At 46.0% G+C, this 18,212-nt stretch carries 17 protein-coding genes and 1 tRNA gene; all 18 read left to right on the top strand.

The genetic code is table 11. The features are described 5' to 3' along the window. Positions 1 to 77: 77 nt before the first annotated feature. A tRNA-Gln gene (locus tag B076_RS0110165) sits at positions 78 to 152 on the top strand. A gap of 54 nt (positions 153 to 206) precedes the next feature. After that, positions 207 to 1,163, top strand: coding sequence for a ribose-phosphate pyrophosphokinase (locus B076_RS0110160; RefSeq protein ID WP_028487218.1), 957 nt, complete (start codon positions 207 to 209; stop codon positions 1,161 to 1,163). 282 nt (positions 1,164 to 1,445) lie between these two features. Further along, positions 1,446 to 2,030, top strand: a complete 585-nt coding sequence (locus B076_RS0110150) for a 50S ribosomal protein L25 (RefSeq protein WP_028487217.1) — start codon at positions 1,446 to 1,448, stop codon at positions 2,028 to 2,030. Between the two features lie 83 nt (positions 2,031 to 2,113). Continuing rightward, positions 2,114 to 2,689: an aminoacyl-tRNA hydrolase gene (gene pth, locus B076_RS0110145; protein ID WP_028487216.1), complete on the top strand. Its 576-nt coding sequence runs from the start codon at positions 2,114 to 2,116 to the stop codon at positions 2,687 to 2,689. A 118-nt stretch (positions 2,690 to 2,807) separates the two neighbouring features. Further along, on the top strand, positions 2,808 to 3,899 hold the full coding sequence (gene ychF, locus B076_RS0110140; RefSeq protein ID WP_028487215.1) for a redox-regulated ATPase YchF: 1,092 nt from the start codon (positions 2,808 to 2,810) through the stop codon (positions 3,897 to 3,899). Between the two features lie 903 nt (positions 3,900 to 4,802). After that, entirely contained in the window at positions 4,803 to 5,231 is a 429-nt protein-coding gene (gene rplM, locus B076_RS0110135; protein WP_028487214.1) for a 50S ribosomal protein L13, read from the top strand. A 13-nt stretch (positions 5,232 to 5,244) separates the two neighbouring features. Continuing rightward, complete coding sequence (gene rpsI, locus B076_RS0110130) at positions 5,245 to 5,637, top strand: 30S ribosomal protein S9 (protein ID WP_028487213.1); 393 nt, start codon at positions 5,245 to 5,247, stop codon at positions 5,635 to 5,637. A 275-nt stretch (positions 5,638 to 5,912) separates the two neighbouring features. Then, the gene (locus B076_RS0110125; protein ID WP_028487212.1) at positions 5,913 to 6,947 is read left to right on the top strand and encodes a porin; all 1,035 of its coding nucleotides are present in this window, start codon (positions 5,913 to 5,915) and stop codon (positions 6,945 to 6,947) included. A 175-nt stretch (positions 6,948 to 7,122) separates the two neighbouring features. Beyond that, positions 7,123 to 7,602 carry a hypothetical protein gene (locus B076_RS0110120; protein WP_028487211.1) on the top strand — a complete coding sequence of 160 codons (480 nt, stop codon included), beginning with the start codon at positions 7,123 to 7,125 and terminating at the stop codon, positions 7,600 to 7,602. Between the two features lie 137 nt (positions 7,603 to 7,739). Beyond that, positions 7,740 to 8,714, top strand: coding sequence for a hypothetical protein (locus tag B076_RS0110115; protein WP_028487210.1), 975 nt, complete (start codon positions 7,740 to 7,742; stop codon positions 8,712 to 8,714). After that, positions 8,705 to 9,574 (top strand): type II secretion system protein, encoded by an 870-nt coding sequence (locus B076_RS13100; RefSeq protein ID WP_157753554.1) that lies wholly within the window; start codon positions 8,705 to 8,707, stop codon positions 9,572 to 9,574. The genes B076_RS0110115 and B076_RS13100 overlap by 10 nt, the downstream gene beginning before the upstream one ends. Further along, complete coding sequence (locus tag B076_RS0110105) at positions 9,571 to 10,941, top strand: prepilin-type N-terminal cleavage/methylation domain-containing protein (protein WP_084205759.1); 1,371 nt, start codon at positions 9,571 to 9,573, stop codon at positions 10,939 to 10,941. The genes B076_RS13100 and B076_RS0110105 overlap by 4 nt, the downstream gene beginning before the upstream one ends. Positions 10,942 to 10,947: 6 nt before the next feature. Next, on the top strand, positions 10,948 to 11,550 hold the full coding sequence (locus B076_RS0110100; protein WP_028487207.1) for a response regulator: 603 nt from the start codon (positions 10,948 to 10,950) through the stop codon (positions 11,548 to 11,550). 319 nt (positions 11,551 to 11,869) lie between these two features. Beyond that, a complete protein-coding gene (locus B076_RS0110095; RefSeq protein ID WP_028487206.1) occupies positions 11,870 to 12,955 on the top strand; it encodes an ATP-binding protein in 1,086 nt (361 codons plus the stop codon). A gap of 125 nt (positions 12,956 to 13,080) precedes the next feature. Then, positions 13,081 to 13,608, top strand: a complete 528-nt coding sequence (locus B076_RS13095; RefSeq protein ID WP_028487205.1) for a prepilin-type N-terminal cleavage/methylation domain-containing protein — start codon at positions 13,081 to 13,083, stop codon at positions 13,606 to 13,608. A gap of 57 nt (positions 13,609 to 13,665) precedes the next feature. Further along, positions 13,666 to 15,333 (top strand): O-antigen ligase family protein, encoded by a 1,668-nt coding sequence (locus B076_RS0110085; protein WP_084205758.1) that lies wholly within the window; start codon positions 13,666 to 13,668, stop codon positions 15,331 to 15,333. Between the two features lie 173 nt (positions 15,334 to 15,506). Then, a complete protein-coding gene (gene miaB / locus B076_RS0110080) occupies positions 15,507 to 16,919 on the top strand; it encodes a tRNA (N6-isopentenyl adenosine(37)-C2)-methylthiotransferase MiaB (RefSeq protein WP_028487203.1) in 1,413 nt (470 codons plus the stop codon). A 315-nt stretch (positions 16,920 to 17,234) separates the two neighbouring features. Next, entirely contained in the window at positions 17,235 to 18,203 is a 969-nt protein-coding gene (locus tag B076_RS0110075) for a PhoH family protein (RefSeq protein ID WP_028487202.1), read from the top strand. Positions 18,204 to 18,212 lie beyond the last annotated feature (9 nt).

The following is an 18,212-nucleotide window of genomic DNA, read 5'->3' as shown; positions in this document are numbered from 1 at the left end:
AAAAATTGAAATTATTGCTTGAATTTGGAAGAAATAAGTGGATAATACGCACCTGTCTTTAACGACAGCGATATTAAAGGGCTGTAGCCAAGCGGTAAGGCATCTGGTTTTGATCCAGTGTACCGCAGGTTCGAATCCTGCCAGCCCTGCCAATATCCCTTCTGAATTCCCCAAGTCATTATTATCCTCGAACAGGAGCGCCTTAAATGGCTAATAAAAATGTCATGATTTTTGCGGGAAACGCAAACGTCAGTCTTGCAGAAAAAATCTCCCAATATCTCGACATTCCTCTTGGAAAAGCTGATGTAGGCCGTTTTAGCGATGGCGAAATCATGGTTGAAATTAAAGAATCTGTTCGTGGTCAAGATGTCTATGTTTTACAACCCACCTGTACTCCTGAACCCGCCGTCAATTTGATGGAAATGTTGGTGATGATCGATGCCCTCAAACGCGCATCGGCCGCTCGTATTACCGCCGTGGTGCCTTATTACGGTTTTGCCCGTCAGGACCGTCGTCCTCATTCGGCTCGCGTCCCCATCACTGCGCGTTTATCGGCGGATATGATTACCGTCGCCGGAGCGCATCGTGTGATTACCGTCGATTTGCACTCCGACCAAATTCAAGGCTTCTTCGACATTCCGGTGGACAATATCTACGGTTCGCCGCTTCTAGTTGAAGATATGCAGAAGAACTGTGATCTGGATAATGTCACCATCGTCTCTCCGGACATGGGTGGTGTGGTGCGTGCCCGTGCGGTTGCCAAAGCGGTGGATGCCGATATGGCGATCATCGACAAGCGTCGTCCAAAAGCCAATGTGTCTCAAGTGATGAATATCATCGGTGATATCGAAGGGCGTGACTGCCTGATTATCGACGATATGGTGGATACCGCCGGTACCTTGTGCAAAGCAGCAAAGGCATTGATGGATCGAGGTGCCAAAAGCGTTTCTGCGTATGTGGTGCATGCGGTGCTTTCCGGTCCGGCGGTTGAGAACATCAACAACTCTGTCCTGAAAGAGTTGGTGGTGACTGATTCCATTCCCGCTACCGCGGAAGCGATGGCTTGCCCCAAGATTCGCAGAGTGACCATTGCCAACATGCTGGGCGAGACGATTCGACGTGTGCACCAGGAAGAATCGGTAACGGCCTTGATGACTCACTGATTGTCTTCTGTCAGTGGCCTGTTGAAAACGCTCCTTAATGGGGCGTTTTTTGTTTGCAATGCAATCAAAGCTCTGTTTGAAAGAAGTGATTGAAAAAACTACAAAAAAATGCAAAAAGCTGGAAAATCCTCTTTTTTTGAGTATAATCTTCGCTTTCCTTGCATTTGGTCGCGAATTGCAAGATTTATAACTGGATATTCTTATTGTTTTGTTAAGGTCGCGTAGTATCGGATGATATCTACCCTTTGATGAGAAAAGAGTGTCACTATTGGAGAAAGAACAATGGGCCAAAATTGGACAGCAGAAATCCGTACGGAAGAAGGGAAAGGTGCGAGCCGCCGCCTTCGTCATGCGGGTAAAGTACCGGCAATCATTTATGGTGCGGATAAAGACGCCGTATCGGTTGCTTTTGCAGGTAACTTCATTAAGCACGCATTTGAAAATGCCGATCTATTCAACTCGGTATTGACGATTGATGTAGCCGGTGGTGAGACTGAAAGCTGTGTTGTAAAAGACATTCAGCGTCACCCAGCAACGGGCGATGTATCTCACATCGACCTACAGCGCGCTGGTGATAAGACTTACATCACTAAAGATGTTCCATTCAACTTCACTGGTAAGTCAAAAGCGCCGGGTGTGAAGATGGGTGGCATGATGACGATCCTTCAGCCTACCGTTGAAATTCGTTGTTTGGCTAAAGACTTGCCAACGGCGATTACCGTCGATGTTTCCACTATGGAAGCGGGCGCAAGCTTGCGTTTGTCTGAGTTGGCATTGCCAGAAGGCGTGGTGATCACAGCCTTGACTCACGGCAACACCGACTACGACCAATCGGTTGTAAACATCACTAAGCCAAAACGTAAGTAATTTTCGCTTACCGCTTAGGTAAGGGATTTGGGGCTTAATATTGACATTAAGCCCCAAGTTTCGAAGCTATAAGGAGCCGGCGTATGTCATCTGTTCAGTTAATTGTTGGTCTGGGAAATCCGGGCGATAAATATGAGCAGACCCGACATAACGCCGGTTTTTGGTTTGTGGAGGAAGTAGCGCGCCAGTATGGTGTGGTATTTCGTCCAGAAAGCAAATTTTTAGGCGAGGCCGCCAGGGTGCAAAGTCAAGGGTTGGACTTCTGGTTGCTTAAACCCGCCACTTTTATGAATCGCAGTGGCCAATCCATTCAAGCGCTGGCCAATTTCTACAAGATTCCGGTTGAATCCATTTTGGTGGTGCATGACGAACTCGATTTGGAGCCGGGTGTCGCCAAGTTGAAAATCGGTGGCGGGCACGGCGGTCATAATGGTTTGCGCGATACCATCGCGGCAATGGGACCTGGGTTTGCCAGGTTGCGTTTGGGAATCGGCCATCCGGGTCATCGCGATCAGGTGGTGGATTACGTGCTCAAAGCGCCTTCCAAAACCGACCGCATCAAGATAGACGATGCCAGTTACGAAGCGACCCGGGTTTTAGCGGACCTCGTGAAGGGCGATTTTCAGAACGCGATGCAGCAGTTGCACACCCGATCGTAATCCAGCCCAATTAAGTCACACTAAAAGTAAATCAAAATAAGAGAGCCTGGTGCCACACTCGTGCCAAGCTTTTCAACAGTTAAATGAAACCAGCTCTGGTTCACTAAGGAGAATCTCAATGGCAATTAAATGCGGTATTGTCGGCCTGCCTAACGTGGGTAAATCCACTCTGTTCAACGCACTGACCAATGCGGGCATTGAATCTGCAAACTATCCGTTCTGTACCATTGAGCCGAATGTTGGCGTGGTGCCGGTTCCCGATCCGCGCGAGCAGGCATTGGCGGAAATCGTGAAACCTGAACGTGTCCTGTCTGCCACCGTCGACTTCATGGATATTGCCGGATTGGTGGAAGGTGCCTCCAAGGGTGAAGGGTTAGGGAACAAGTTTCTAGCCAACATCCGAGAGACCGACGCCATTGTGCAGGTGGTACGCTGTTTTGAAAATGACGACATCGTGCATGTAGCCGGTAAGGTCGATCCGCTGAGTGATATCGAAATCATTAATATGGAATTGATTCTGGCAGATATGGAATCGGTTGAAAAAGCCATCCAGAAAGTTCAGCGTGTCGCCAAAAGCGGTGACAAAACCGCTTCGGCACGTTTGGCCGTATTGGAGAAGGTGCTAAAAGAGATCGAAGCCGGTAAGTTGGTGCGTTTGATTGAACTCAGTGATGACGAGCGTAAGGAGTTGCTGGACCTGCATTTATTGACGATTAAACCGATGATGTACATCGCCAATGTCAACGAAGACGGCTTTGAAAACAACCCGTTTTTAGACGCCGTAGAAAAGTTGGCGCAAGAGCAGGGTGCCATTGTGGTGCCGGTCTGTGCCGCCATCGAAGCGGAAATCGCCGAGTTGGATGCTGAAGACAAAGCGGACTTTCTGGAAGAGATGGGTCAGGATGAACCTGGTTTGAATCGTGTGATTCGTGCCGCTTATAAGTTGCTTGGCCTGCAAACCTACTTTACCGCCGGTGTTAAGGAGGTGCGTGCCTGGACGGTCAAGGTCGGTGCTACCGCGCCGCAAGCAGCTGGTGTGATTCACACTGATTTCGAAAAAGGCTTTATCCGTGCCGAAGTCACCGCTTATCAGGATTTTATTGACTGTAATGGCGACGCCGGTGCCAAAGCCGCCGGTAAGCAGCGCTTGGAAGGTAAGGACTACATTGTGCAGGACGGCGATGTCATGCACTTCCGTTTCAATGTCTAAACCACATCGTTACTTAAACGTCTGAGTGGTTAATTGAAAACAAGCAGGCCTGGTTAAAACCAGGCCTGCTTGTTTTAAAACTTACAATACTGTCATATTGAACCCCTAACCTTGTCACCTTGGGCACGATACGCTGTCACCCGAGCACCAACTTCTTTCCCCTGCATACAACACTCTGTCACCCTGAGCGAAGTCGAAGGGTCTCCAGCCACCATGCACACCCTCAAAAGATCCTTCGACAGGCTCAGGATGACAAATAGGTTAGTCATTCCCAGCCCCCTACAGCCACCCTGAACATACACGCTTTCCCCCTGAATACAACACACTGTCACCCTGAGCACCCCAAGGGTATTTGCTGCGCGGCACTTTCCGAAGTGTCCCCAGCCACCCTGCACACTCTCACAAGATCCTTCGGCAAGCTCAGGATGACAATAATAAAACAGTCAGGATGAGAGTGGTAAAGGGCTTAGGATGACAGTAATATGTGCGCGGTATGACACTTCGTTTCGCAGGCAGGCCTGTCCATTTTCAATAGGGTTTTGCTTATCGACTTTAACCCTAAAATAAATTCACCTAAGTCATTGAAACCTAAAAAGCTTAGCGGTATAATCCTCGGTCTCGTTAATCCTTCCCCCTTATTGCCCGTTAAAACAGTAAGTGGATTGATCGGACTTAACGTTAAATCGTTATTGAACGATGAATCTTTTGGATTTGGATTATTAGGGGCCAGTTTCTGGTCAAGGCGCGAACTTTAAAATTAGAGAAAATCGGTTTCTCTGAGGCATGGAGCGCATTGAATAGTCAGTCTATTCGAAAGCTTCATAACAAAAGAGAAGCGGATTTTAACCATTTTAAATCGTGAATTGGTCAGATACTGGCCTCATGAAATATTAGGAACAAATTATGAAAACATTTGTTGCAAAACCAGCTGAAATCAAACGCGACTGGTATATTGTAGATGCTGAAGGTAAAACTTTAGGTCGTTTGGCGGCGGATATCGCGTCTCGTTTACGCGGTAAGCACAAGCCGGAATATACGCCACATGCTGACTGTGGTGATTATATCGTTGTTATCAACGCAGAAAAAATTGCCGTAACCGGTAAAAAGCGTAACGATAAAATGTACTATCACCATACTGGTTATGTCGGTCATTTGAAATCAACCAATTTCGAGAAGTTGATTGACAAAGCACCGCAGCGTCCAATTGAGTTTGCAGTAAAAGGAATGTTGCCTAAAGGTCCTCTAGGGCGTGCAATGTTTAAAAAACTAAAAGTGTATGCTGGAGCTGATCATCCGCATACGGCACAACAACCTAAAGCACTTGAGTTGTAAGAGGAATTAGAAGATGGCAACAGAACAATACTACGGAACAGGACGTCGTAAAAGCTCAGTCGCTCGCGTATTCTTGCGTGCAGGGTCTGGAAAAATGACAGTAAACGGTCGTGATATCAATGAATATTTCGCGCGTGAAACGGATCTGATGGTAATCAACCAGCCGCTAGAAGCGACTGAGAACCTAGAGAAGTTTGATGCAGTCATCACCGTAACAGGTGGTGGTACAACCGGTCAGGCCGGTGCGGTTCGTCACGGTATCTCACGCGCATTGGTTGCGTATGAAGAAGGCAATCGCCCAGCCCTTCGTGCACGTGGTCTATTGACTCGTGACGCGCGTCAGGTTGAGCGTAAAAAAGTGGGTCTGCGCAAAGCACGTCGTCGTCCACAGTTCTCAAAACGTTAATATTTGTATTGATACAGATAACGTCTGGAACAAAAAACCCGCCTTGTGCGGGTTTTTTTATGCCTGCAATTAATTGTCTATCGTAACTGCTTGATTAATTGATTTAAATCAATTCCTGTCTTAGGTGAAATACAGGGGTTGTGTTGTAAAAAAACAACACAGTGACTTTATGTGGTTTTTTTGCAAAAAAAAGTTGCGTAGTGAAATTGAATCCAATATAGTCACTTTCAAGTTCACGACAGTGGACAGTTTTAACTAACTTAAGGATTGAAAAAATGAAAAAGAATGTAATTGCTCTAGCAATCGCTTCTGCTATCGCTGCTCCGGTTGCAATGGCTGACGCTCCTACTGTATATGGTCAAGTAAACATGGCTCTAGAACAGGTTGACGTTGATGGTAATGACGCTAAATCTGGTACTCAAGTAAACTCTCGTGCTTCACGTTTGGGTGTTAAAGGGTCTGAAGACCTAGGTAACGGCCTTAAAGCGATTTATAAGCTTGAGTTTGAAGTTGAAATCGACGATAACAATTATGACAATGGTGTTTTGAAAGCACGTAATCAGTACGTTGGTCTAGCAGGTGGTTTCGGTACGGTTCTAATGGGTCGTCACGATACTCCTACTAAAATGATTCAGGCTAAAGACCTTTTCAACGATGCTGGACTTGCTGATAACAAGCCAATGGCGGGTGGTCTAGGTGCATTCGGCGGTGGTATGGAAAACCGTGTATCTAACGTATTAGCTTATGTGTCTCCAGAATTTGGTGGCGTTAAATTAATCGCTGCTATGGTTCCTCAGGAAGGCGCGAACATGACTGTTGCAGCTAATGATGAAGAGTCATCACTTTCTGACTTATATTCTGTAGCTTTGACTTACGGTTCTTCAAAGAAAGGTCTTTACCTAGCAGCTGGTATGGACCAGGCATCTGACCAGACTATCGGAACTGACGGTGCAGAAGCTTCTCACATGCGTTTGGTTGCTCAGTACGCGACTGGTGGTTTAATCGCTAACGCTATGTACCAGGACTTTTCTGGTGATGCGATTGAAGATACTTCTAAAGGTGGTACAAACATCCAAGCTAACCTAGGTTACAAAATGGGTAAATTTATGCCTAAAGCTAAAATCTCAATGGTTGACATTGATAAAGATGCAGCTGCCAACGAAGATGCAACTAACTACGCAGTTGGTCTAAACTACTCTTTCGGTAAGAAGACAACTGGTTATGTTGAATATGCTTCAATCGAAAACAGCAAAGGTGTTAAAGACGCTGACACTAATGCAGTTTCTGTAGGTCTTCTACACAAGTTCTAATCAATTGCTGACATAAGTCAGTTTGATTAATCTTGATTGAAAGCCCCGTCTGTTGTCAGGCGGGGCTTTTTTATTGCCTGTAAAAAAATATCTATCCCGGTTCATCACTCATTTACATTTCTAAGCGTTATACTCTGTCACAAAATTGTAATAAAGTTTTGATGAAGGACTAAGAATGCAAAGAAGTTGTCAACCCTGCACGGCCTGTTGCGATGGTTGGGTGCAAATCAAAGTCAAAGGCTGTGAGGCTTACCCCGGGCATCCATGCCCGCACAGTACCGGAAAAGGCTGTGACGACTATGAAAACCGTCCGGTCGATCCGTGTCGTCAATTTGAATGCGCTTGGGTCAAGCAAGGCTCTAAGTTGCCGGACGACTTTAGACCCAACGAATGCGGTGCCTTGGTGATTGACGGTTTGCTCACCTGGCAAGGCTTGGCGGTCGATTTGGCGGTGCCGGTCGGGCGTGAGATTCCAGAAGAAACCTTGAAATGGCTGATGCAGTATGCCGAAAAGACCATGCGCCCACTGATTTATCAGCAGCAGGATCCTAAAAGCGACAAACTTGAGAAAAATCCTTTGACCCTGGCCTATGGCCCGCCCGCCTTTCAACAGTGGGTGCTGGAGCAACAGGCCAAAGGCATAAGCTTATGGTAACACTCGTTTTTTGAGATTGATTGATGTAAATAACTGATAAATCCCACTAAGGTGGGATTTCTTGTTTATGCTGTTTTGTTCTATACTTAGATTATGGAATATGGTTGTAAGGCCATTTAATGAAAAAAGGATGTTCTATGAAACCGTGCCATAAACAAAATGGATTTGTGATCATGCTGTTCATTGTCGTGGTGGTGATTATTGCGTCCTTGTGGCTTTCAACCAAGCATCAAAGTTTGATTTCAATCTTTAAAAATGAGCAGATTGAACAGGACTTGAGTGAGTTGAAACTGGTCAAGGCGCGCTTGTTGGAGTTTTCGGTTTTACAGCCCGAAATCTATATGACTGATTCCAGCAGTGGCGATATGGAAGGCAGTGATAAGATTCCGCCGCCGGGATATTTTCCGTGTCCGGATTTGAATGGGGATGGGAGTTTGAACAGTACCGAAGCCAATTGCGGCAATCCGCTGATTTCAGGTGTGGCGGGGAGTGGTTATGTTCCCGATCCGACCAGTGCGGTAGGGTTGGGGTCATGCAACGGTACCGAAATGTGTTCAGGCTTTGTCCCCGCGAATATCTCGACTCGTAATGTTTTTTTTGCCGAAGCGGGTCGATATTTTTATTTTCTGGATGAAAGATTCAGTGCCCAGAACACCAATTACAATAATGTTGGCGGCACCGGTCCAAAACGTTATGCACCCTTGTACCCGGATAATTTAGTGGGAGACCCGGCCTCTGCTTCAAATAGTTTAGATCCGTTTGATCCTATTTTGAGTTTGAATGGGGTGGGTGGTTATGTCGCACTGATCATTGATGCGGGGGACGATGGTTTGGATGCCGCGAATAAAGACGGTGATGCTAATTTTGTCTCCGGTACGCCTGATATTACCGATTCGGACACAGCCGATCAGATTATTGGGATTACCTATAATGAATGGATTGCTTTGGTTGCGCACCGGGTGTGTGTTGAAAGAAGGCGCTTGCAGGGAATTGACCCTTCCGGTGACTACACGGATATTGATAGCACTATGCAGCATTGGTATAACGATTACGATGCGACGACCAATCCTGGTGGTGGTAATTGGCGGTCTTGGGGTGCGGTATGTCCATAATGAATCAGAAAGGGTTTTCAATCATTGAAATTACCATAGGCCTGTTGATTCTGACTTTGGTTTTGGCTGGGTTTAATGGGATTTTTGGTTTGGTTTTTGATACCGACCATAAAATGGAAGAGCAAAAGAATATGGCACGTATCCATGATTCCATGCGAACTTACTTGTCGGTCAATGCCTATGTGCCATGTCCAGACACGGATGGTGACGGTCTTGAAAACCGAAGTGTGTCGAGCGGTGTTGAGGTGTGTGTTGATCGCGAAGGTACCTTGCCTTTTAATGATTTGGGGGTTCCTGAAAAGGATGCGTGGGGTAATCCTTACTATTACCGTGTGCATCAAAGAGCCGAAAGTTCGACTTATGTGAATGACAGTTGCGAGCCAGCCAGTGTGTTGGGTAAGGCTGGAACAAGAAGCCAGGCCGATATGTGGTTATGTCCGGATACGAATATTTATTATTGCGCGGACATTACCGCTTCTTCTAACTGCAACGATGTGTGTTCGTCAACTTGCACCAATACAACGGATCCACGCCCGACAACCAATGTGACCTTACCCCCATTTTTTCATTTGGCCACGCCTCCGTTTGGAGGTGTAAGCGGGTCATTAAACATTATTGTGAATGATGAGAATGGTAATCAGAAAAGTGAGGGCGTGGTTGCAACGGTGGTTTCATGGGGTGCGAATGGAAAAGAGGTAAATCGTGATAATTGCACCGGTGGCACATCAGATGAAATGGAAAATTGTGATGATGATCGAGTCTTTGTGGATACCCAGACGGGGGAAAACCGGGACTTTGTTACCTGGGTCACAGTCAATCAAGCAAAAGTGGCCATTATTGGCACGGGAGAATTCAGATGAAAAGTAGAGCGATGAAAATTCAGAAAGGGTTTACCTTGGTTGAAATCGCAATTGTATTGGGAATTATCTCGATTTTGATTGGGGCAGGTTTCAGTACAGTAGGGGCTTACATAGACAATGCCAATCAAGCTCACACCATGGGCAATTTACAGGTCACCAAACGTGCGATGTTGGATTATGTGTTGGTGAATCGCCATATGCCTTGTCCAGATACGGATAATGATGGTATCGAGAACCGTGAAGCCAGTTTTGAATGTACCGCCAGCAAAGGAACGGTACCGTTTGATGACATCGGTTTGGGGTTTGATGTGACCAGCGATGAATATGGAAATGTATTTGCATATGGTATTAACACCAATGCCACAAGCGCTGCGGCCATTGCGGATCCAACGGATTCAGCAAGTTACTTCGGTAACCAAAGCCCACCGGCTTTTGATTTGCAAACACCTCCCACAAGAGATAATCCAATCGTTGCTGAAAGTTATACTGTTTGTAAAAAAGAGGCGACGGCTTGTAACTCGACGGCCAGTAATGTTGAGGTAAGTGCGATTCCTGCAGTGATCGTGGCCTTTAATGAGAATGGCGGTGCTACCTCATTGGCGTCATGTAATGTCGAAAGCGGCAAAGAGAATGAGAACTGTGACAATGATTTGTTGCTTTGGAAGAGTGTTTTCAGTGATTCCAATTATGATGATCAGATGGTGACGATTTCCGGTTATGAAATCAAACAGCAGGTATTGGATCTGCTCAATAACATCTCTTTAACTGTTACGGACTCGGATTACGCAGGTTACGAGGTAATCATTCGTCGCGATGTGGATTCGGCAAACGACTTGAACGTGGGTAACGGTGAGGATAATTCTTTTTACATCGATACCGATGATGATGGTCTTGGCGGAAATCTGGATGCCAATGTGCAACTAAAAGACGGTGAGGATAAGTTGAAGCTGGTGGGGAATATCAAAGCCGGCGGTAATGCCGACATGGGGCAGGACAATGATGATCTCTATGTATTGGGTACCATATTGCTCCGTGGGCAGGCGACTTTAGGTGACGGGGATGATATCAGTGAAATTGGCGGCGCGGTCATTGGTGAGATTGATGCCGGAAAAGGAAATGATATTGTCGTCATCAAAGGCGATGTCACCGGAACGGTGTTGATGAATAATGATGACGATAAACTGTATCTTTACGGCGACCTAGCGGGCGGTGTGCTGGATGGAGGTTCAGGCACCAATGAACTGTACACTACAAAGTCTGAGGCAGACTGGAATCAGATGTTGACAGATTATGGTGGAACCGTGACGGACTTTGATTCGATTAACTACAACTATGTTCCAAACGGCAGCGAATTGGTCAGGCCATAATTCTGAATGAGTTCTTTGATTTTAATCATCGACGACGACCCAGCACTGCGTGGCATGCTGGGTTTTTCATTGGAAAGCGCCGGGTATGAGGTGTTGGAAGCCGATTCGCGTAAACAGGCCCTGCAAGTCCTAAAACAGCATGCCCCGCATGCGGTGGTGCTCGATATGGGCATGCCGCCTCATGAGCATACGCCCGAGGAAGGGTTGGCGGTGTTGGACTGGTTGGCAAACCATCAATCGCCAGCCAAAACCATTGTTCTGACGGGACAAAATGCACAGGCTACCTCTTACTTAGCCTTAAAGCAGGGCGCGTTCGATTTTCTTGAAAAGCCGGTGTCTCAGGAGGCGTTGTTGATTTCGGTCAGGCGCGCGGTGCTCTTTTATGAGCAAGCCCAAAAGCTTAAAACGCAGGAAGGGGTTCAAAGGGTTGAGATTGAAGCCAGTTTGGGTGAAGGCATGAAACAGATTCGCAATCAGGCCGAAGAAAAATTGCTCAAGCAGGTGTTGGCTGACACCGACTTTAATGTGCATGAAACCGCCCGCCAGTTGGGGATTAAACGTGAAAACGTCTATTATTTGATTAAAAAATACGGCCTGCAGAGAGAGTAAGTGTTTATGGGGGTGTTTAACCCAGACTTTAACCAGGCCTGTTCATTTTCAAAAAAGCATTTCACTTACCATATGTTATCCCGACCGAAGTGGAGGGATCTTGCAAGGGTGTGCAAGGCGGCTGAAGACCCTTCGACAAGCTCAGGGTGACACTGCAGTCTGACATCCCGATTACTCATTTAAGGCATATCTTTTCTACACTTTCTTTTATATGACAGAAAAAGTTGTTCGGGGTGACAAGCATGGGCTAAATGTTATAAAAAAGTTTAGAATGATGTATTAACACTCACCACCCCATAAGAAGGGCAGTAGGAAGACAATGAATTTTTTTGTTGATGCGGTTTCGCTCGGATTGGTGGGGTTTGGATTTGTGTTGCTGTTGGTGGCCTATTACGTCCATCAGCAAACCGCCCGTTTCAGCCAAAGAATTGCCCAACTATATGAATTGAATCAGCAGGTGGGGCAGGATGCGTTAGATTTTTTTGAACAGGCCTGGCCAATATTGGAGAAGGCTGGCATTTTGTCGCTGCAAGCGCAAATTGATTGGTTTGGCGAGCAACGTTTTGAAGGCTTTGGCCAAAAGCACGCGAAAGCCAACTACCGGAATATACTCTTGGAACGTGACGATATGCGTTTTGAGCTGCAGTTTGATCTACCCAAGTACCGCGGCGAACGCAGTAGCTGGTTAAGCCTGATTGTTACAACGTTTAGCCAAATCCTGCAACAGGATCTGGATCACAAGCATGCCGAGATTCTCGCCTCACAAAAACGTTTGGAACGTTACCAAATGTTTGTTCAGCATGAAGTCAAAAACATCGCCCAGTTTATCCAGTTGCTCAGCGAGCAGGTTGAATGCATTGATAACGATCAGGACAAGCTTAAACTGTTCAATCGTCTGCAAAGCACCTTACCGGTGATGGCTTTAAGGGCCAGCAATACCATTCAACAGATGAAGCAGCCCTTACAAGAGTTTTTTGCCGATGATTCGGTTGATTTGAATATCCTAATTGAAGAAGTGCTGTATATGTACCAGTTGCAGGCCGACTTGACTGGCGGTGCATCGGTGCGCATTGCGCGACCGGTGCTGTTGGAGGTGTTTAAAAACCTATTGGGCAATTATCGAGATCACCCCGGTGGAGACTGTCGACTCTCTATCAAGGTGCAATCGCAAGGAGAAGAGGGGGCGCTGGTAGAGATACAGAGTTGTCTAGACGGCCGTCTGGAACCTTTAAAGTCCGAACGCCTGTTTGAACCTTTCTGGACCACCAGTGAGAGCGGCATGGGGTTGGGGCTGTTTCTAACTCGTGAACTGCTCAAACAAGTCGGCAGTGAGATCGCCTTTCATCAGCATGACCAGCAGTTGAATTTTGAGCTCAAACTCAACAATTTACCCGCCTTAAGTTGATCTGCCTCAATATTTAGCCCCCTGATGGTAGGAGTAAAAAACTTTTACTCTTTTTTGTTTAAAACGGTTTGCTATGATGGAACCACCTAGAGAAAGGTAACTTCTTTAATTTGTGAGGAATGAACATGAAAAACGTACAAACAAAACTGCAAAACCAAAAGGGTTTCACCCTGGTGGAAATCGCAATCGTATTGGTCATCATCGGTTTACTACTGGGTGGTGTATTGAAAGGTCAAGAGTTGATTGAAAACTCAAAAGTTAAAAGTGTAACGCAGGATCTTGAAGGTGTTTCAGCTGCTTATTGGGCTTATCGTGATCGTACAGGATCTTATCCTGGTACTACGGATGATTCTTTTTGGTTTAACTTAAAAAATGAAGGTTTTATTGGCGGTACCTTAGGAACTTCTGCGGATTCTGATGGCCCTGATCATGCATTGGATGGTGTGCTGTCATATGAAAATGATGGGGGTAATGGTACTAATCTTGAGGATGATGTTAAATATGTATGTGCTAGCTTGGTACCTAACCGCATTGCACTAAATATTGATAATAAACTTGATGATGGTGTTGCAACAACAGGGGAGTATAGATCAAGTGTTGCTTATGATGCAGATAGTGAAGCAGGGGTAACATTTTGTAAACAGTTGAAATAATAAAGCGTTATTTTTTAAGCCCGCTGATGCGGGCTTTTTTATTTCTAAGAGCTTTGTATGCTTCAAACTACAGTTAATCTAATTGGCCTAATCTTATTAGGGATTCTCTATTATGCTAATCTTTTTTCAGTGCCTAATATCGGTCAGCAATCGGGTCTGATAACGCCATACAACTTAGGTGTATATGTTGTAGCGAGTCTTTTTATTGTTTGGAACCTATATAGAATAATATCTTCCAAGCGTCTGGTTGTTTCCTTATTTGTTGTCGTATTTTCTTTTCCTTTTACATTACTGTTGATTATTGGTGGTTTGCAAACTAGTGATTGGTATGAGTACAAGTATCAAGCCGGTGCTATATTTGTTGGCTTCCTGTTTGTATTTGCTCTGATGCAGTATCGCTGGGAAAATCATCATTGGTTTTCGTTGTTTTACGCGTTCGTGATTCTTGGTTTGATTCAGGGGTTGATTGCTTTAGACCAGCGTTTCGATCCTTTCGGTGTGCTCTATACCTTGTCTGGATACTTTCCTCTTAAAATGCATAATGCGTATCTTGGCTCTTTGCAGCAAAAAAACATGTTTGCCAGCTTTATGGCATTTGCAGTGGTGTTGAGTGTGTTTTTGTTACTACAGCCAAGCTTCAAGCGTTTGAATGTTTGGGGGCGTTTTCCATTATATGCGCTTGCATTTTTGGGTGTGTTTTTAGTGACGAATAGTGGTTCTCGCGTTGGGTTTTTGGCATTAACCATCGGTGTGGCTTTATTGCTTTGGGGCGCGCGCATGAGGTTATATAATCATAAGTCCTCGCTAGGACTATGGGTAATCGCATCCTTGCTTGGGTTGTCATTGAACCTTTTTGTACCGGTTGTAGGGGTTAATGTTGCTGATAAGTTTTCAAGTGTCTTGACGGGATTAGACATCCGTTGGTTTATGTATGAAAGCGGTTTGAAATTGTTTTTAGAAAACTTTTGGTTCGGGGTGGGCATAGGTAATTATCCGTCGGCACTTCAGGAATTCATATTTGCACATCAGCTATGGTTGGATTCTCGGATTGTAAATTTTGATATCAGCCGGATCACACATCCTCACAATGAATTGTTGTATTGGTTGATTCAAGTTGGTGTGATTGGTATGTTGCCAATCTTGTTGGGTTTGATTGCTTTACTGGTGAATTGGTTTAAACAAGGGAGGGAGCGTTTTTTTGTTTTACTGGCGCTCTCTTTGCCATTGATTCTTCAGGCGTTGGTTTCTTATCCTTTTGAATTGTCAGCCACACATTATTTTTTGGTGTTATTGCTGTTGGTTTATGGTACACAGTTCAAAACGCAAGTAATTAAGTTTCAACTTTCTCGAATGATTCAGGTTGGGGTTGTAGTGGTTCTTTTGGTTATGGTTTTGGCTATTGCGCGATACGCTTACCAAAGCGCCTCTGCTTCTTTTGAGACTTATTACTTTAAAAACAGATTGTTTTTATATAAAAAATATCCAGAACAAGAAGTAAAGGGATACTTTAAATACGCTTCAGGTAATGAGTTGTACCGGGAGTTGGTTTTGAATAATATGCAAAATTTGTTTCATCAGGCTGTTAGGGATAATAATTTTTATGATTTAAAACAGTATTTACTTTGGTATCGACAGCAAGAAATGTTGCCAAAAGTTTATAAAGCATACGCTGTTCAAGCCGAGCAATTATTGGAACGCTCTAATAAAAGGCGTGTCAGTGAATAGGTTGATTAGTAGAATGTTTGTTTCGTTTTAGTCCGCTGCTTTTTACGCACATAGTTAAGTCTGTGTGTTAGAATACGCGACCTTAATTTTTATATAATATTCAGTTACATAGCTTTGTCATGGACTTTGCATTAATTGTGTAATTAACCCTATATCGAGCACGGAAAACAAGTATGTCGCAAACCACCCCTTTTACTGGCGGACTTTACGTTATTACCTACGGTTGTCAGATGAACGAATACGATTCTGACAAGATGGCGAGTTTATTGGAAAAGACCCATGGTCTGAAGCTGGTGACCGAGCCGGAAGAGGCGGACGTGGTGTTGATGAACACCTGCTCGGTGCGCGAGAAGGCGCAGGAAAAGGTGTTCTCGGAATTGGGGCGTTGGGCCAAATGGAAGGCTGCGAAACCCAATCGCGTCATTGGCGTGGGTGGTTGTGTGGCGTCACAGGAAGGCCAGGTGATTCGTCAGCGTGCGCCGAGTGTGGATGTGATTTTCGGGCCGCAGACGTTGCATCGTTTGCCGGCCATGATCGATCAGGCGTTAGAAATGCGCGGCGATGACCACATCAAAAAGAAAAAAGCGGTCATCGACATCACCTTTCCGGAAATCGAGAAGTTCGATAACCTGCCGGAACCGGAAGTCAGTGGTGTCTCGGCGATGGTGTCGGTGATGGAAGGCTGTTCCAAATATTGTACTTTCTGCGTGGTGCCTTATACCCGTGGTGAAGAGGTTAGTCGTCCGTTTGAGGATGTGATGCACGAAATCCGTTCTCTGGCGGCACAGGGCGTGCGTGAAGTGAATCTGTTGGGTCAAAACGTCAATGCTTATCGCGGGGTGATGGCCGACGGCGAAATTGCCGATTTGGCGGTGTTGATGCATGCGGTGCGTGCGGTGGAAGGGATCGACCGCATCCGCTTCACTACCTCGCACCCCAATGAGATGACGCAGAGCATCATCGATTGTTATGCGGAAATTCCGGAATTGGTGTCGCATCTGCATCTGCCGATCCAATCGGGTGCCGACCGCGTGCTGGCGTTGATGAAACGCAATCACATGGTGATGGAATACAAATCGACCATTCGAAAAATCCGTGCTTTGCGTCCTAACTTGAGTTTGTCGGGCGATTTCATTATCGGTTTTCCGGGTGAGACCTGTGACGATTTCAAAGAAACCCTGGCGCTGGTCGAAGAGTTGAAGTACGACCGTTCGTTCAGCTTTATCTATAGTCCGCGTCCGGGCACCCCAGCCGCGAGCCTGCCGGACGAGGAACCGCTGGAAAAGAAAAAGCGCCGTTTGTATGCCTTGCAGGAACTGCTGAACAAGCAGACTGCCGAAATCAGCGAAGGCATGCTGGGTACGGTGCAAAGTGTGTTGGTGGAACGTTTGTCACGCAATAAATTCAACGAAGTGGCAGGGCGCACCGAAAATAACCGGGTGGTCAATTTTGAAGGTTCGCCGGAGTTGATCGGCCAGTTTGTGGACGTGGAGATCACCGAAGCCTTTGCCAATTCACTGCGTGGCAAAGTGGTGGCAACACCGGAAGCGGATAAACACGTTGCACCGCAATTTCATGCGTTGTAAACTGACTAAACGAGAGCTTTGCACCCAAAGGGTATAAACACGAGATGGTTGCACGAATAAAAATGGTTAAAAATCAGCCAATTTTTTCCTCATTTTTCTTTCGCGCTCCACTCGTGCAAAGCTCTCTAAACTTAATTGTGACCGCCATTCAGGAAATGGCTCCGTTTGATGTGACTCTCTATGAGAAGTCAATCAAACGGATTCGTCATTGAAATTTCATAAAAACAGTATTATTAAGGTTGAAAGCTTGTTGTATGGTATGACATCAGGCTTTTGAATCCCGTTTTTCCATTTTTTAGTTTCCGAGACGCACTATTGTCAGCACTGCACACTATTCAATTTAAACTTTATCCTGAGGATAATGAGCGCCTGCAGAACCTGTTTGGCTGGCATAACGAGCATTTGGAGCAGATTGAGTTGCGCATGGGAGTGGAAATCAACTCCCGGGGGTTCAATATTTCCATTACCGGTTTGGGTGATCGTCTGGTGCAAACCGAGCAGTTGATTCTGGATCTGTATGAGGAAACAGCGCAGGAGACGCTTGATCCGGAAAAACTACATTTGGCGTTGCACAATTTGGGTTTGGATGAGCCACAGCCTGTAACCGTGGATCAACAGCTGATCAAGACACGCCGCAAGGTGATTAAGACCCGCAACCCTAATCAATCGCAGTATGTGAAGTCGATCAAAGAGCACGATATCAATTTCGGTATCGGCCCGGCGGGAACCGGTAAAACCTATCTGGCGGTGGCCTGTGCGGTGGAAGCATTGGAAAACGAAAAGGTGCGCCGCATTATTTTGACGCGTCCGGCGGTGGAGGCGGGTGAAAAACTCGGCTTTTTGCCCGGGGATTTGAGCCAGAAGGTCGATCCGTACTTGCGCCCGCTGTTTGACGCCCTGTTTGAAATGTTGGGCTTTGAAACGGTCGAGCGTCTGATTGAAAAGAATGTGATTGAGGTCGCACCGCTGGCGTTTATGCGTGGGCGTACCCTGAACGAGGCGTTTATTATTTTGGATGAGGCGCAAAACACCACCACCGAACAGATGAAAATGTTTTTGACGCGGATGGGATTCTCCTCCACGGCAGTGATCACCGGCGACATTACCCAGTGCGACTTGCCCAAACATCAGAAGTCGGGGCTGCGCCATGTGATTGAGGTGCTGGAAGGCGTCGAGGACATCGGCTTTACCTTTTATCAGGCCAAGGACGTGGTGCGCCACTCTTTGGTTCAGAAAATCGTCAAAGCTTACGATCAGTATGACCGTAAGCACGCTAAAGTTTAGTTATTTGGT

The sequence above is a fragment of the Thiomicrorhabdus chilensis DSM 12352 genome, from assembly GCF_000483485.1.
Lineage (GTDB): Bacteria > Pseudomonadota > Gammaproteobacteria > Thiomicrospirales > Thiomicrospiraceae > Thiomicrorhabdus > Thiomicrorhabdus chilensis.
This window is presented reverse-complemented; position numbering and strand designations above follow the sequence as displayed.

Coding starts and splice junctions, on each gene's coding strand:
- B076_RS0110115 (WP_028487210.1), top strand. CDS start 7,740: ATGAAACCGTGCCATAAACAAAATGGATTTGTGATCATGCTGTTCATT.
- B076_RS0110085 (WP_084205758.1), top strand. CDS start 13,666: ATGCTTCAAACTACAGTTAATCTAATTGGCCTAATCTTATTAGGGATT.
- B076_RS0110125 (WP_028487212.1), top strand. CDS start 5,913: ATGAAAAAGAATGTAATTGCTCTAGCAATCGCTTCTGCTATCGCTGCT.
- B076_RS0110095 (WP_028487206.1), top strand. CDS start 11,870: ATGAATTTTTTTGTTGATGCGGTTTCGCTCGGATTGGTGGGGTTTGGA.
- B076_RS13100 (WP_157753554.1), top strand. CDS start 8,705: ATGTCCATAATGAATCAGAAAGGGTTTTCAATCATTGAAATTACCATA.
- rpsI (WP_028487213.1), top strand. CDS start 5,245: ATGGCAACAGAACAATACTACGGAACAGGACGTCGTAAAAGCTCAGTC.
- ychF (WP_028487215.1), top strand. CDS start 2,808: ATGGCAATTAAATGCGGTATTGTCGGCCTGCCTAACGTGGGTAAATCC.
- B076_RS0110105 (WP_084205759.1), top strand. CDS start 9,571: ATGAAAAGTAGAGCGATGAAAATTCAGAAAGGGTTTACCTTGGTTGAA.
- pth (WP_028487216.1), top strand. CDS start 2,114: ATGTCATCTGTTCAGTTAATTGTTGGTCTGGGAAATCCGGGCGATAAA.
- B076_RS0110100 (WP_028487207.1), top strand. CDS start 10,948: ATGAGTTCTTTGATTTTAATCATCGACGACGACCCAGCACTGCGTGGC.
- B076_RS13095 (WP_028487205.1), top strand. CDS start 13,081: ATGAAAAACGTACAAACAAAACTGCAAAACCAAAAGGGTTTCACCCTG.
- rplM (WP_028487214.1), top strand. CDS start 4,803: ATGAAAACATTTGTTGCAAAACCAGCTGAAATCAAACGCGACTGGTAT.
- B076_RS0110120 (WP_028487211.1), top strand. CDS start 7,123: ATGCAAAGAAGTTGTCAACCCTGCACGGCCTGTTGCGATGGTTGGGTG.
- miaB (WP_028487203.1), top strand. CDS start 15,507: ATGTCGCAAACCACCCCTTTTACTGGCGGACTTTACGTTATTACCTAC.
- B076_RS0110150 (WP_028487217.1), top strand. CDS start 1,446: ATGGGCCAAAATTGGACAGCAGAAATCCGTACGGAAGAAGGGAAAGGT.
- B076_RS0110160 (WP_028487218.1), top strand. CDS start 207: ATGGCTAATAAAAATGTCATGATTTTTGCGGGAAACGCAAACGTCAGT.